The sequence below is a fragment of the Loktanella salsilacus genome (genome assembly GCF_900114485.1).
In the GTDB taxonomy this organism is placed as follows: Bacteria; Pseudomonadota; Alphaproteobacteria; order Rhodobacterales; family Rhodobacteraceae; genus Loktanella; species Loktanella salsilacus.
In genome coordinates this window covers 20658-35735 of the sequence record NZ_FOTF01000029.1, presented here as the reverse complement: position 1 = coordinate 35735, position 15078 = coordinate 20658, and the positions used below count along the sequence as shown (strand labels likewise).

Annotated in this window: 15 protein-coding genes; 7 read left to right on the top strand and 8 right to left on the bottom strand. The window is 57.0% G+C overall.

Annotated features, from left to right (window positions below):
• Positions 1-161: 161 nt before the first annotated feature.
• From BM131_RS20690 to BM131_RS17490, 3 genes are all read right to left on the bottom strand, one after another.
• On the bottom strand, positions 162-518 hold the full coding sequence (locus BM131_RS20690) for an RES family NAD+ phosphorylase (protein ID WP_281245354.1): 357 nt from the start codon (positions 516-518) through the stop codon (positions 162-164).
• Positions 519-540: 22 nt separating this feature from the next.
• Entirely contained in the window at positions 541-792 is a 252-nt protein-coding gene (locus BM131_RS20560; RefSeq protein WP_245754295.1) for an RES family NAD+ phosphorylase, read from the bottom strand.
• Positions 793-886: 94 nt separating this feature from the next.
• Entirely contained in the window at positions 887-1267 is a 381-nt protein-coding gene (locus tag BM131_RS17490) for an antitoxin Xre/MbcA/ParS toxin-binding domain-containing protein (protein WP_090191528.1), read from the bottom strand.
• 708 nt (positions 1268-1975) lie between these two features.
• On the opposite strand from BM131_RS17490, the gene BM131_RS17485 reads away from it, so the two are divergent.
• Complete coding sequence (locus BM131_RS17485; RefSeq protein WP_090191527.1) at positions 1976-3028, top strand: YeeE/YedE family protein; 1053 nt, start codon at positions 1976-1978, stop codon at positions 3026-3028.
• Between the two features lie 103 nt (positions 3029-3131).
• On the opposite strand, the gene BM131_RS17480 is transcribed toward BM131_RS17485, so the two are convergent.
• The 3 genes from BM131_RS17480 to BM131_RS17470 all read right to left on the bottom strand — a co-directional run bounded on the left by BM131_RS17480 (position 3132) and on the right by BM131_RS17470 (position 6544).
• Positions 3132-4571, bottom strand: coding sequence for a bifunctional metallophosphatase/5'-nucleotidase (locus tag BM131_RS17480; protein ID WP_217646887.1), 1440 nt, complete (start codon positions 4569-4571; stop codon positions 3132-3134).
• A 58-nt stretch (positions 4572-4629) separates the two neighbouring features.
• Positions 4630-5391: a substrate-binding domain-containing protein gene (locus BM131_RS17475; protein WP_090191523.1), complete on the bottom strand. Its 762-nt coding sequence runs from the start codon at positions 5389-5391 to the stop codon at positions 4630-4632.
• A gap of 187 nt (positions 5392-5578) precedes the next feature.
• On the bottom strand, positions 5579-6544 hold the full coding sequence (locus BM131_RS17470) for a molybdate ABC transporter substrate-binding protein (protein WP_175499433.1): 966 nt from the start codon (positions 6542-6544) through the stop codon (positions 5579-5581).
• Positions 6545-6838: 294 nt separating this feature from the next.
• Here BM131_RS17470 and BM131_RS17465 point away from each other — a divergent pair, with 294 nt between their 5' ends.
• From BM131_RS17465 to BM131_RS17440, 6 genes are all read left to right on the top strand, one after another.
• On the top strand, positions 6839-8329 hold the full coding sequence (locus BM131_RS17465; RefSeq protein WP_139222688.1) for a multicopper oxidase family protein: 1491 nt from the start codon (positions 6839-6841) through the stop codon (positions 8327-8329).
• A 48-nt stretch (positions 8330-8377) separates the two neighbouring features.
• Positions 8378-9325 (top strand): MBL fold metallo-hydrolase, encoded by a 948-nt coding sequence (locus BM131_RS17460; RefSeq protein ID WP_090191532.1) that lies wholly within the window; start codon positions 8378-8380, stop codon positions 9323-9325.
• Between the two features lie 185 nt (positions 9326-9510).
• On the top strand, positions 9511-10305 hold the full coding sequence (locus tag BM131_RS17455) for a prolipoprotein diacylglyceryl transferase family protein (protein WP_090191520.1): 795 nt from the start codon (positions 9511-9513) through the stop codon (positions 10303-10305).
• 23 nt (positions 10306-10328) lie between these two features.
• Complete coding sequence (locus BM131_RS17450) at positions 10329-10934, top strand: DsbA family protein (RefSeq protein ID WP_090191519.1); 606 nt, start codon at positions 10329-10331, stop codon at positions 10932-10934.
• 62 nt (positions 10935-10996) lie between these two features.
• Positions 10997-11548, top strand: a complete 552-nt coding sequence (locus BM131_RS17445) for a L,D-transpeptidase (RefSeq protein ID WP_090191517.1) — start codon at positions 10997-10999, stop codon at positions 11546-11548.
• A 12-nt stretch (positions 11549-11560) separates the two neighbouring features.
• The gene (locus BM131_RS17440; RefSeq protein ID WP_090191515.1) at positions 11561-12151 is read left to right on the top strand and encodes a L,D-transpeptidase; all 591 of its coding nucleotides are present in this window, start codon (positions 11561-11563) and stop codon (positions 12149-12151) included.
• Between the two features lie 261 nt (positions 12152-12412).
• Here the strand turns inward: BM131_RS17440 and BM131_RS17435 are convergent, their stop codons facing one another.
• Complete coding sequence (locus tag BM131_RS17435; RefSeq protein ID WP_139222687.1) at positions 12413-13222, bottom strand: TlpA disulfide reductase family protein; 810 nt, start codon at positions 13220-13222, stop codon at positions 12413-12415.
• The gene (gene dsbD / locus BM131_RS17430; RefSeq protein WP_090191512.1) at positions 13219-15051 is read right to left on the bottom strand and encodes a protein-disulfide reductase DsbD; all 1833 of its coding nucleotides are present in this window, start codon (positions 15049-15051) and stop codon (positions 13219-13221) included. The genes BM131_RS17435 and dsbD overlap by 4 nt, the downstream gene beginning before the upstream one ends.
• Between the last annotated feature and the right edge of the window lie 27 nt (positions 15052-15078).

The following is a 15078-nucleotide window of genomic DNA, read 5'->3' as shown; positions in this document are numbered from 1 at the left end:
TGGATACTCCTTCCTTCTGTGATGGTTTCAACACTCATCATAGTGGCACATTGCGATGCCGTCGGGAGGGGGCATCCAAGCCATCAACAAAGCCGAGTAGCTCAACAAAGTAGTAGTTCAGTGGCAGGCGCAGCGAAGGTCCGCTCTCCGCCCATTCCACCTTACCGATCCCAATCCATCCCCTTAATTCTCGGATCAAGATCAAAACCATCGCGACCAAATTCCACCCCGAGGCGAGGATGGTCTCTAATAGCCTGCGCCCCGGAAGAACTAATGCGGATACGCCAACTTTGCCGACTCACAGGGGCTGGGTCCCGAAATGCGCCACAGGTCAGCACGGCCAGATTAGCACCCCCCGCAGGATCCCGAACGGATTGAAAACGAATGATTTCAGCTCCAACTTCACGTGCAGTGTCAGCCAAATCCTGGCAGGCTACATAATCTACTGGGTCAGTCCATATCTCGCGATCATCGTCAAGCGCGCCAGCCGTCAGATCCAGCGCGGATGCTGTTCCCACGCCCACTGAAAACGCCGTGTAATCAGCTGGGTGGTCCGGAAAAGGCGTGTCTGGACTTTCTGCATAAAAACAGAAAACGATAGAATACCATTTCAGCCACCGCCGTTTCCGGCTGCTCGGCGCTGTACCAAACGCCAGGCGTCAGGCCCGGCTTGCGAAAACGCGAACCATAGGGGTACGGGCGATACCGAAATGGCGTGCTAAGAAGGTAATCAAGGTGCTGGCAGTCCACAGGAACAGGCGGCTTGGTCTCCTCCAGAATATCCTCAAGCAAGGTTTGCTCTTCTAGGTTATCGACGAGACTTAGGGTGGAAACAACGTGCTGTGCTTCAACCAATCGCCATGCAGATGCTTGTAAGTGGCTTAGCTCAGATCGGAGCGCGTCTTGCGTCCAAGTATGTGACGACATCTGCAAGTCCCTGTACTGAAATCATTCTATCTATTGGACGCCCATTCAAGGCGGTATTCTGTGACGTCATCCACAGCTTAGTGGCGCTCTCATCTCCACCCACGATCGCATCAAGGGATCGGAACACACGCACTAGCAAAGCGGACAGCTCAAAGGGCTTACTGGCCTCTGATAAAGCGGCCTCGCCATTCTTAATGCGTGAAATTTGTGCTGCAGACAGTCCGATCACGTCAGATAACTGCTTTCCCGACATCCCAAGTCGGTCAGCAGCGCGCATCATTGCTTTGGTCAGCACAACGCTTCGGGTCAGCGCAACCTCATTTGACTGTAAGTTTTTCATCTTTCTCTCCACTTCCTAAGGGAACAATATAGAAAAATTATTCCACATGAAAGAAATTTTCGTAAACGAGTCGAGTGATGCGGGTAGAGGATGCTGTGACGTTTCGTGGGATCCAAGGACGGCAACCCTGCAAAGGTAAATATCTGCCGCCGTAAAAGGCCCCTTTTACCGGTGTGAGAGGATGCCTTCGCAGGTGCGGCGAATGGCGACTCTCCGCCCATCTCACACAAGGTCGAGCAGACTAAATTCCGTTACTGCCCTTTAGCCGCATTGAAAGCGCTATGCCCTCACTTTGCTTTAGACGCACCACCATTGCCGGCAGATTGCCCGCCCGTAGGTTGCATTTAGCGCTCTGTCCGCAAACTCGTCCGAAAATCAAGTTGTCCAACTACCCGTTGCGAAGGCATTTTAAAACTGCCTTCACATTTGTCCATCAAACGCACAATTTGTGGATATCGGTGTAGTGTTCAGTCAGAAAAATTTGAAGATTATATAGCTTAAAAATTGGTTCGGCCAAGTTTAGACCGCATCTAAGATAATTATTATGGATTATCTAAACGCCCAAACGTGTCCGTTCCCTAAGCTGAGATAGCCAGATAGAGGGCTGTAACTTGCGCAGATCAATAGTGCGATATGTTCCAGGCGGTCACCTTCAGTATGAATCAGTTGGCACGTGACCTATGAATAGGCACGGTTGGAGGACTGTTCATGATCGAATTTCTTGGTGAGCCGATGACGCTGACGTTACTAGGCCTTTTGGGCGGCGTGGTATTGGGACTTGCCGCGCGGCTGGGCCGGTTCTGCACGCTAGGCGCGATCGAGGATGCACTTTATGGGCAAAACGACACTCGGTTGAGAATGTGGGGATTCGCGATTGGTGTAGCGATCACCGGGACCTTTGCTTTGGCCGCGGCAGGACTGTTGCAGCCTGAGCGAACGATCTATTTATCTTTTGCGTTTCAGCCACTTGCCAGTGCGGCGGGCGGTCTGATGTTTGGCTATGGTATGGCGCTGGCAGGCAACTGTGGTTACGGCGCTTTGGCGCGGTTGGGTGGCGGCGATCTTAGGTCCTTTGTTATAGTACTAGTTATGGGGCTAGCGGCCTTTGCAACCATTTCAGGGCCGCTGGCCTATCTGCGCGTTGCTGCTTTTGCACCGGAACCGGTCTTTGAAACGCCCGGCATTGCTCAAAGTCTTTCAGGGCTGCTGCACCTACCGGCCAGCGTCATCGGAATGGCGATCGGGCTTGGATTGTTGGCACTGGTATTGGCCGCCCCTGCCTTTCGCGCAGAGCGTGGCACGATTGTGTGGGGGACCTACGTTGGCCTTGCTATCATATCGGGCTGGGCGGGAACGCAATGGGTAGCGTCTGAAGGCTTTGCCCCGACGGTCGTTGAGTCACATACCTTTGCCGCTCCGCTGGGCGAGACGATGCTGTACACCATGACCGCCAGCGGACGATCACTGTCGTTTGGCGTCGGATCGGTCGCTGGCGTGCTGATTGGCGCATTCATCGGGTCGCTGATCAAAGGCCATTTTCGGTGGGAGGCTTGCGATGACCCGCGCGAGCTGCGACGCCAGATCGCGGGGGCCGCGCTTATGGGTGTCGGGGCAGTACTTGCCATGGGTTGCAGCATCGGTCAGGGCCTATCCGCGATCTCGGTCCTTGCCTATTCAGCGCCACTGGTGATGGCAGGCATTTTCGCAGGGGCTTGGATTGGACTTCGGCAGTTGATCACTGGGTTTGCCCGAATTGCCTAGATCAATTTGACTTGAAGAGCACGGCCCTGCGTAATGTTGTGATGGACAGTACCTTGAGACTTTATGACGTGACGGACTGTGATGCCAGTATGAGGAGTCAATCCTATACGATGACCGCCTTCCCGGTGCCCGCGAGATCGATGTTTTGGTCTGCATTCATAAACCAGTCTGCCAGTGCTGCGACAGCATGGACTTCAAGATTCTGCCGCCCGTTGCCATATTTCATCGGCACCCCCTGCGCGGTAATGAAGCTGACCTGATAGGCTGTCGTCGGGTCCAGCGCCTGCGATCCGGCAAAGGCCTGCACGATGCGCTGCCCTTTGGGATTTTCCAGCTTGAGAAACAGGGTCAATCCGCGGAATCGTTTCAGATAACCGCCCATCTGACCGAACGGATCGCAACTGAACGTCCGCTCGATGTTCTCTTCCATCATGTCGCAGATTTCCTGCCCTGTCAGTGTCACGGTCGAGACAGGCGGATCGACGGGGACGATGTTCCAAAGATCGTTGTAGGTCACCGCACCCGGTGGCACGGGCGCTCCGTAGCGCCATCCGTTGGAAAAGGCGATGTCGGTCCCGCCCGCCGCCGCGACCGCCGCCAGCAAAACGTCGTCCATCGGTGCGGTCAGGCAGGTGTTGCGGTGCAGGGCGATTGAGGTTTGTCCGACGACAGATGACAGGTCGTCCTCTTGCGACACAGCCTCGGCCACCAACGAAGCCATCACCGGGTCGTCTGCCAGACTGTCGTCGACCGGGATAAGCGCGTGACTGTGGGAGACGATGCGCCCGTCCGCGACCTCCAAATCCAGCCGCCCGACGAAGGCGCCGTGGCAGCCGGACTGGATGATCAGGGTCTCGTTCACGCAGACAGGCTCCGTCAGGCGATTGTGGGTGTGACCGCTCAGAATCACGTCAATGCCTAAAACCTGTCGTGCAAGTTCCATATCCTGCGGCAGGCCCAGATGTGACAGCAAGACGATCAGATCAGCGCCTTGGGATCGCAGAGCTTTGGCTTCGTCGCGCACCTCGTCAATGCCGTTGGTAAAGCGCACGCCTTCGGAAAAATGCGGCGGCATGCTTTTGTCGATGATCGTGGCAGCTATGCCGATGATTCCGACGTTCAGCCCGCCGACAGCCTTCGTTAAGGTGGCTGGAAAGGGCCGTTCGCCGGTGTCCTTGCGATAACAGTTCGCCGCCAGCAACGGATGTACCAATTTCGATGCAAGTTTTTCCACGTGGTCTGGGCCCCAAGCGAATTCCCAATGCGCCGTCATGGCCGCAAACCCCAGCATATTGATGGCCGGGATCAGCGCCTCTCCCTTGGTCTTTACGGCAAGGTGGGTGCCGTGGAAGGTATCACCGTTATCGAGCGCCAGCACTGCACCAGGACGTTCAGACCGGACGCGGTCAAACAAGGTTTTCATCCGCGCGAGACCACCCAGCAGGGGAAACTCCGGTCCAGTTGCTGTCCAGATTAGTTCTGGATGTGGCGTCAGATACCCGTGCAAATCGTTCATTTGCAGAAGCGTGATTGTCTTCTTCATCATCATTCTCCTTAGGCGTTAGTGCGCGCCTGCCGGGTTATCATCGGCGCATCGGGCGTCAGTCGAATGTGCGCTGCCAACCATGTGCCGCGAAAATTTTCGAGCCTTGGTCACCTTTCAGGAAGTCGATGAATTGGGTGACTTCGTCATTGTCTACGCCTTTTTCAGTCCGCGCGATCGAGGTGTCACGATAGATGGTTAACTCCGGCTCGGTCGCGACGAGTTCGGCGATGTCGGGGTTGTCGATCTGCCAGTGGTTCCAAATCAGCCAGGCGTCGATGCTGTCGTCGCTGTTCCAGATGTCCCGTGCCGCACCGCTGTTGGGTGCCAGAATGTTGATATTGGCGCGAAAGCTTTTCATGGCCGCGACATCCCGCAACCGACCGACCACGTCTTCCCACATGCCGACCTGACCAGCACCATCGACGACCATCAGCCCCAGATCCCGTTCGACCAGATCGGCAATGCCCGCAATTTCTTTCGGGTTTCCCTTGCGGACCAGAATGGCAGACGGACGCAGGAACAGTGGCTCTACAGTGTCGTCAATGATTTTGCCGTGGCTTGCGATGAAATCATCCATCATGTTCTGGGAGCCGCTGTAAATCGCATCGGCATTCGCTTTGGCGTCGTCCATCCAGTCCGATGCCGGTCCACCCGTCACGGCCACCGCAATCCCGGTCGCCTCTTCAAATGCGGTTGCAGCTTCTTTCATTGCAGGTGTCGGGCCGCCTGGCCCGAAAAGAGAGATATCTGCGCATGCAGCAGTCGCCGCAAAGATCGTAGCCATCGCGGCACCCGCGAGCATTGTAGATCCGGCCATTTGGTTTCCTATTCATTTCAGAAGTGGGAAGTAAACATTCACAGATCAATATGTGTTCCAAGGTAGGCCGAGGTTTTCCTGATTCATCACACTGAAGTGTTCTCAACGACGAAGCGGCGACAGCGCCCAACTGAACGCCTGCATTTGGAAAATTGGCGCGGCAAGAACACATGCCGCGCCAAATCCGTCACTTCGGAATCGGCTTCAGCGTCAGTTCTTCGGCACTGGCAGGCACAAAGCCGTAGGAGACATAGATGTCCTGTGCCGCATCGCTGGCCAGATATTCGAGGAACGTGGCGGCATTTTCAGGATTGCGGCCGTCCGTGATCTGACCGATCGCATAGCTCACCTCGTCCTGCTTGTTAAATGGCGCGGCGATCGCCACGCCTTCGATATCACGACCGGCATCGACGGCCTCTTTCACTTCGGTCGTCCAAACGATTCCAACATCGGCAAGTCCGTCCTCGATGCGCTGCGGCGTCTCACGGTGATGGCGATCGGTGAACCAGACCTTGTCGGCGACGGCCCAGCAGCCCTTGCAGTCCTGCCCGCCCGTCACCTTGTCGTAGAGACCAAGGTCTTTCAGCATCGCCAGCCCGTAGAATCTCATTATCCCCTCGGTCTGGGGGTTGGGATGGGACTGCACCAGATCATCACGGCCCAGATCCTCTGCGCCCTTGATCTCTTTGGGATTGCCCTTGGCCACCATCAATTCGAGCTTGTTGTGCGTGTAGACCTTGTAGTCGGTCATGCGATTCTCAGTGGCCAGCGTCGTCAGGTGTCCCAAATTGACTGAGGCGTAAAGATCCGGGTTCTGCGCAGTATCCTCGCCGTTGATCTGGCCCTGCTGCAAAAGCTGTCCGTTGATGATTTGCCCGGGCGGGATCGTTTCGACATAGATTGTCGCGATATCAGGGTTCTTGCCTTGAAAATCGCTGATCAGGTCTTCAATCACCATGAACTGGTTTCCGGCCAAATACATCACGAGGTCAGCCGTATAGCTGTCCCCAATCTGGCCATAGGCAATATCGCCCGCTGTGAAGGTCCGGTAGTCCTTGTTGCCGTTCTCCTCGTCTTGGTCCTGCGCAGATGCGCCGCTGCTTGTCAGCAAGGCAATGCTGCTTGCTGCTACAAATGTCTTGAAGTGCTCCATTTCGACTCCTCCTCGAGTTGACTCGCGAGAACAGCCTTGCATGGACGCCTGATCATGTGAACTACACATTCAAATATATGCTTACAATAAAACACAGTATCATGCGACCGTTAAGAGGCTGATCTAAATAACATATCAGGCAAGAATGCACGATTTCTCCAGTCACTCAGAGACAGGAGCCCCATTGCAAGGACCGCCTGTGGGGCCATGTGAACGGCTATCAAGATCGTCTTAAACCGCCGTAGTCGCCAAATTTCGACAATCTTAAGATCCGATACAAACCAGAGGTTCGATATGAAACGACGTCAGTTCCTGACCTGCGCTGCGACGGCCCTGGCCGCCCCTGCCCTTATGACGCGGCGCGCCTTTGCGGCAGAGCCGGGGGCGCCACTCCCGATCCCAGCGGTCATGGAAATTGGGCCGGACGCCGGTCATACGCTGACCGCGCGGAACGGCACACGCGCATTTATGGACGGTGCCCCCTCCCCCACACTAGGCTATGAGCAGGACTACCTTGGCCCGTTGCTGCGGTTTCAGCGCGGACGGACGGCCAACATTGACGTGGTCAACCGCACCGATGACCCCATCACGGCCCATTGGCATGGCATGCATGTGCCAGGTCATTTAGATGGTGGACCGCAGCTTGCTTTTGCCCCCGGCCAGACGTGGTCACCGGAACTGCCCGTCGATCACCCCGCCGCGACCCTCTGGTATCACAGCCACGTCCACGGACAGACTGCGGATCAGGTCTATCGCGGATTGGCAGGTATGATCATCGTCGATGACCCGGATGTCGATGCCGGGCTGCCCGATGACTATGGCTTCAATGACATTCCCTTGATCGTCCAAGATCGCAACTTCGACCGATCCGGCCGCATGAGTTATGACCTTGGAATGATGGGGGTCATGCAGGGTTTCCGAGGTTCAGAGATTTTGGTCAACGGCGCGATCAGGCCCAAGCTGACGGTGCCAGGAGGGCTGGTGCGCCTGCGGGTGCTAAATGCGTCCAATGCCCGCATCTATGACTTCAGCTTTGCCGACGGTCGTACGTTCCATCAGGTCGGCACCGACGGTGGTCTGCTGCCCGCACCCATGGGGCGCACGACACTGCAATTGGCCCCTGCCGAACGGGCCGAGATCGTTGTGGATTTTGCGGACCGCGCCCCTGCCCGTCTGGTATCCCGCGACGTCGGCAGTGGTGGCATGATGGGTGGCGGCAGCATGATGGGCGGCGGCGGAATGATGAACGGCGGCGGCAATTCCGACAGTACGTTCGAGGTCATGTCCTTCGATGTCGGCGACGCGGCGGTCACAGCGCCGGCCACCTTGCCCAAGACGTTGCCCAGCGACATCCGTGATATGGGTGAACCCGTGCGCACGCGCTCCTTCAGGCTCAATCTGCACGGCGGCGGCATGATGGGCAGTATGTTCAACACCCTGATCGGCCGCGACGGGCAAGCCATGGGCATCAACGGTGACTCCTACGACATGAACCGCATCGACCAGGCCATGCAACTGAACGAGACCGAGTTGTGGCGCATCGATGCGGATATGCAGGCGCATCCGTTCCATGTGCACGGCACCTCTTTTCAGGTCATTTCGCAAGGTGGTCGCGCCGTCGATCCGCAGCAGGTCGGGCTCAAGGACGTGGTACTTGTGGACGGCCCGACGGAAATTCTCGTACGGTTTGATAAGTGTGCGACGGCAGAGACGCCGTTTATGTATCACTGCCACATCCTCGAACATGAAGACGCTGGCATGATGGGGCAATTTACCGTGTCGTGACCGGATCGAACTGATACTACAAACCGCTGGAAAGGCTCACCTATGCAGATGACACAACCCTTCGCAACGCTGCTGTTTCTTGTCGCGACGAGTGCCTTTGCCAACGAGAACATTGCTGACCAATACCCGGACTCACTCCTTTACGCCAAACCGGTGGAATTCATTCCGGGTGTCTGGTCAGCCACCGGCGCGACCGCTCCGCCCACCTACGAGAACGCGGGCCACAACAACAACCTCAGCTTCATCGTGACCGGCGACGGCGTCGTTGTGATAAACGCCGGTGCCAGCTGGGGCCTTGCAAAGGCGCTGCATACAGAGATTAAAGCCATAACCGAACAACCGGTAAAATTGGTGATAGACGAGAACGGACAGGGCCACGCCATGCTCGGCAATGGTTACTGGGTTGAACTGGGCGTGCCGGTGTTGGCCCATACTGCTGCAGCCGAGACCTTCGCGGCCGAGGGTGCCGCATCATTCGACGCAGGCGCGCAGCTTTTAGCGGACCGCTTTGATGACACCCGCGTCCAAGCCCCCACCGAAACCTTCGACGATGTCTACACTGTCCCCTTTGGCGATTTCACAATCGAGGCACGCTATCTGGGTCCGGCCCACAGCCCCGGTGACATCGTCATCTGGCTGCCCGACCAGAAACTGGTGATTTCCGGCGATATGGCATTCCACGAACGCATGCTGCCGATATTTCCCGACACTGACACCAAAGGCTGGGTCGAGACATGGGAGACAGCCTTCGAGCCGCTTGGCGCGACTTACGTCATTCCCGGTCACGGTCATCCAACAAACGTCGATCAAGTGCGCCTTTATACCCACGATTACCTTGTCTACTTGCGCAGACAGATCGAAACACTTCTGGATGAAGGCGGAGGGCTGGCCGAGGCCTATTACATCGATCAAACGCCCTACGCACACCTTGATACTTTTGAAGAGCTCGCGACCAAGAACGCGGGAAGAGTCTTTGAGCAGATGGAGTTCGAATGAGCCAAAAGGCTGACGGCTTGGTCCCATTTTGCCAGTGATTGCTGGTGGACACACCGAGCCTCGGCCTGCCCCACTGGTTCTCGCGGTTTAAGGTTCGCTTAAGGGTCTCTCCGCACAGCGGTCCCCATGTTTACCGACCGATATAGTTTCACCGCCAATCCGCCGCCCATATCGGGGGGGCGACGATGACGGGGCTGCAGCTCGGGCCCTTCGTCTTTGGGGCAGACCGGGTCATAGCCTTTATTGCAGCCCTGAGCTTTCTGACCTGCCTGTGGCTTTGGAACCGGCTGGACAGGACGCGAAATCTGCAAGGGACTGCTGTCATCGTGGGTTGGCTTGTGGCTGCCCGCGCCGGATTTGTCATCAGCCACTGGGATGTTTACGCCGCGCATCCACTGGATATTTCGGCCGTCTGGCAAGGTGGATTCCTGCCAGCAGCCGGACTGGCCGGTGTCGGCGTTGTGATAATATTTACTGTGGTGCGCGACCGGCGCACTGCGCTGCCGTTAATGATGGCCACCGGCGTCGCCGCGCTGGCCGCTGGCATCACGCCCCATCTCTTACCCGCCGGCGGTGCCAGCAATCTGCCGCACATGAGTTTTGCGAACATCGACAGAGCACAAACTCTACTCCCTGGCGATGACGCACGTCCGTTGGTCGTAAACCTGTGGGCGACATGGTGTCCGCCCTGCCGCCGCGAGATGCCAATGATGATGCAGGTCGCCAAAGACACGCCGGATGCGCGCATCGTCTTTGCCAACCAAGGCGAGACGCTGACCGACGTGCGCCGCTTTCTGGAGGTGCAGAACTTGAAGGGCGACGGCGTCCTGCTGGATCCCAACATGGATCTGATGCGCCACTTCGAAGCCTTAGGTCTGCCCACCACCCTGTTTTTCGACGCAGACGGTAATCTGACTGAGGCCGTGACGGGCGAAGTGTCTCGTGCGGCCCTGACCGCGGGAATTCAAAGCACCCGATGACATCCATTCAAAAGGACCAAACCATGCAACTGACACGACGCGCCATTTTGGCCACCGCCACCGCAACCCTTATTCTGCCGCGCCTTGCCCGTGCACAGGACAATCAACTGACGCCGGAGGCCGTCTATTTCGATCCTGACGCCCCCGTTCTTGGCAACCCGGATGGCGATGTGACGATCGCGGAGTTCTTCGATTACCAATGTCCCTACTGCAAGGCGGGCCACCCTGATCTGATGAGCGTGGTTGCTGAGGACGGGAACGTGCGACTGGTCCTGAAGGACTGGCCGATCCTGAGCGCCGCCTCGATCTACGCCGCTCAACTGGGCTTGGGCTCGGTGGATATGGGACACTACCCGGAGGTCAACCACGCCTTGATGCAGACCACCGGCCGGCTGGACGAAGACATTGTCGACGCGGCCGTTGCCACCGTCGTCGATCCGAAAGAAGCCATGGTCTCCTTTAAACAGTCACGAGCTAAATGGGATGGCCTGTTGCAGCGCAACCAGCAGCAGGCTGCCGCCTTCGGCTTTGGCGGGACACCTGCCTTTGTGATCGGAACGAAGTTCTACGGCGGTGTGATGGATCAGACAGCGCTGAAAGATGCAATCTCGACCGCCAGACAGGGCTGACACCTTCAGGCTGACTTAAGGTTGGTCACCGATAGGCATCCCAACAAAAACATGAGGCAGACATGACTAACCATACCGATCGACGCACGCTGCTGGCGGGCGGCATCGCTGCGCTGACCGCACTGGCGTCCCCCGCCGTGGCGCAACTAGCCCCGACCACCCGAAACGTTGCCAGTTTCCGAACCCATCAATGGCAGGACCATTTTGACGATCTTGGCCCCGGTGCCATCGTCGCAGATACGCAGTCGCGCGCCTTGCATTACTGGGATGCGGACGCCAGCGACTACCGCGTCTATCCGACATCTGTGCCGATCAGCGAAGAGCTGACCAAGCGCGGGTACACCAGTATCGTGCGTAAGCGCCTCGGACCTGACTGGACCCCGACCGCATCGCAGAAAGAGCGGTTCGGTTGGACATACATGCCACCGGGACCCGATAACCCGCTGGGGACCCATGCGATGTATCTGGGCTGGCCCGCCTACCTGATCCACGGAACCCACGACACCCGTAAGATCGGCCGCCCGTCTTCGGACGGTTGCATTGGCCTCTATAACGAAAAAATCGCCGAACTGTTCTCCCTGTGCCAGGTCGGAACGCAAGTCCGTATCATTTAAGAGGGATCGCTTATGCACCGTCGGAACTTTCTAGGCACCGCCACCGCTGGATTGATCGGCCTCGCCGCGCCGTCATTAGCAGAGACGACCCCCTCTCTTATGACACCGCACGACGTCTATTTGAGCTACGATTATCCTGAAGGTCAGATTCTTGTCTCCCCGGATAATTTCAGGCTTTATTTGATATTGCCCGGCGGGAAGGCACGCGTTTATCCAATTCGGGTTGGTCGTGACCAGCTTTATGAGGCCGGTACGTTCTATGTCGGCGCAAAGAAGGAATGGCCGTCCTGGGTGCCGACACCCGGCATGATTAAGCGCGAGCCAGAAAAGTACGCGCAGTACGCCGAGGACGGGATCCCTGGCGGACCCGGCAATCCGCTGGGCGCGCGGGCGATTTACCTCTTTCAAGAAGGGCGTGGCGACACATTTTTGCGAATTCACGGCACCGATGATCCAGCCACGATCGGACGGGCCGTATCAAATGGTTGCGCCGGTCTGATAAACGACCACATCGTCGACCTTTATGATCGGGTGCAGTTGGATGCATCCGTCTTCCTGTATCCGAAGACACGCTCTGACGGCTTTATCCCTGGAAACGGTTGAACTTGGCAGGACATCGCCGCTTCACCGTGCTTTGCGGGTTCAAATTTGCTGACGCAAAGCACAGTGATCCACGGAAACCTTGTGCCGTCGCGACACGCACGGTGGGAGGCTGTTGCGCGAGACGGTTAACCCCCACGGTTTGAGGGGTGACACACGCGTTCGAGACGCGTCATCCCGGTTTCCTTGTCTCATTCAGGTGAATGCACATCAGGGTGTAACAAGTTCTGATCGCGATCGTCACCGATAATTTTGTCGCTAAATTCAACGCTTCAAATTTTCAATCTCTGTCAGCAACGCGGGCCGGGTGATCTCTCCGGTATGAACAGCACGTAGTTCACCATCAGCCGCAAAAAACAATGTACTGGGTAGCCCCAGCACGCCGAATTTTGCCATGAGCGACGACTCTTCATCCAACACCACACCATCGAAGGCCAACCGACTGTACCTCAGATAACCTTGGATCACTTCCTCAATCTCTCCTTGGTTGGCAAACACAAAATTTACCTCTTTGTCATTCGCAGCAGCCTGCATCAACATCGGCATTTCTCGGCGGCAAGGCGGACACCAGGTTGCCCAAAGATTCAGAACCATCGGCTTTCCATCTGTCTGCGCCAACTCCATTACGCTGCCAGACATATCGGCGAATGTGAGGTTGGGGATACGGCCTCTGGTTTCATTGGGCAGCGCAAATCCGGCGACCTGAAAGGCGATGGTGCCAAGCAGAACCGAAACCGCGATTGGCTTAATGATTGACGGTCGACGCAACATTGCAAAGAACATGACCCAAGCCACAGCGATCGTTGCCGATAGCCGATCGAAGCCTCCTTGCCCGATCGCAGCAGCGCTCAGAGGTTGCTGTGCGAAGAGATCAAGATGGCGCATGACAAACCCCACGCGCGCTGCAACGATCCACGTCAGGGCAGCAACCAAAGTCCAGCGCCTGATTGCTCCAGCCTCCAGAGGGCGACGCCACGCAAAAATCTCGGACACCAGGAGCACTGTTGCCAGTGCCACGATTGCGATGATCTGATCGTTAGAAACGACCAAAGGTCCAATCTCAAGCCCGTTCAACGCACTGTACCGAACGATTTAAGAAAGTGCTCCGCAGTCGTCTCGCCGACGATACGTGTATTTGGCTTCTCCGTCTGATCACGATCCAGAAATACCATTGTCGGCGGCCCGACTGCGCCCAGCATATCCAGCATCGCCTGGCTGCCTGCGTCAAAAGTGGAAACATCCGCCGCGATGACATTGGCATTAATAAGCGCGTCCTTGACGGCCTGGTCATCCCAGACTTCTCGTTCGATCACGCGGCATGTCACGCACCAGTCGGCGGTGACGTAAATCAAAGTCGGTTGCTGTTGGCCGTCAGCCAGCGCTGCCTCAAGCGCGTCCTTCGAGGTCACTTCGACAAAGGCCACGCCATCAGTCTGCGTTACGTCTGAACCGGATGCGCCTTGAAATGTCGAGAAGGGATGCGATGGGTCGCTGGCGCCGGATGCAGCACCCACCAGCATCACGCCCCCAGCCATGACAGAGAAAACTGCGCCGGTCTTGACCACACGGCGCAACGGACCGGCGTCACCGGACAGCATATCCATTGCACCGGCAAAGACTCCGGCCCCAATCAGTAGAACTGACCACAGCAAAAGGACTTCGGGACCGGGTGCGATGCGGCCGACCAGCCAAAGCGCCATCCCCAGGAAGATGAAACCGAACGCATATTTTACGCCGGTCATCCATGCCCCCGCCTTGGGCAGGACTCGCGAGCCAAGTGTGCCAACCAGTAAAAGAGGTACACCTTGTCCCAAACCCAAGAAAAATAGCGCTGCGGCACCTAAGGTGACATCGCCGGTGCCCGCGATGTAAAGCAGGGCCCCCGCCAAGGGCGCAGTCACGCAGGGGCCCATGATCAGGGCAGATGTAAACCCGAGCGTCGCCGCCCCCCCCAATGTGCCCCGCGAAGACGTTCCAACGCGCGACAGACGTTGTGTCCAAGCCGCAGGCATTTTAATTTCAAACAGACCGAACATCGACAGCGCAATGACCACGAATGCGGCAGCCGCCGCATAGATGGCGACCGGCGACTGCAAAGCGACCTGAAGGTTTTGCCCTGACCAAGCTGCGGCAACGCCCAGCAGACCAAATGCGAGCGCCATGGCCAATACGTAGACCCCGGATATGGTAAATCCCCGCCGCGCTGTCATGTTACTCCGACCTGCAAGCAAGCCTGCCAATATTGGGAACATTGGGAACATACACGGTGTGAATGCCAGCAACATTCCGAAGAAGAAAAAGCCAGCAAGTACGAACGTGATACCGCCGCGCGCCTGTAATCCCTCAATCACACCTTTGTCTTGAGACAAAGTCAGGCCAGGTGATTTGAGTTCGGTTCGTGAATCTGGCGCTTCAGAGGCACTGCTGACCGCTGAAACTGTCGTACCTGCGCCTAAGGGTGCCAGCGTACGGGACACAGGGGGATAGCAGATGCCTTCGTCCTGACAGCCCTGATAGGTCACAGTGACGAAACCGGAAGTTGCTGCCAGATCTGCCTGCAGGCTATCATGGTAGATCTCGACGGATCCAAAGTTCGGATCGTCTTTACGGATCCCCGGAGGTGTCATCATAGAAACCTCAACCCCGGTTTCAGTCTGCGCCGAAAGGTAATCGCGATACATGTAATAGCCGTCAGCGATGGTCCAGTTCAGGACACGCGTGCCATCTTCATGATCGACGACGTTCAACTCGAAGGCTTCATCGACGGGCAAAGGATCCGACCGGCCTTCGAAAAACCCCTGAGCTTGGGCTAACGGAACAACGGTCAGCATCAATGTAACAATTAAGGCAGTTAAACGAAGCAGGTGCGCGGCGATGTTCGGGAACTGTTTTGTATATGTCATGCGGCACTGGTCGTCTTATCCCCTTAA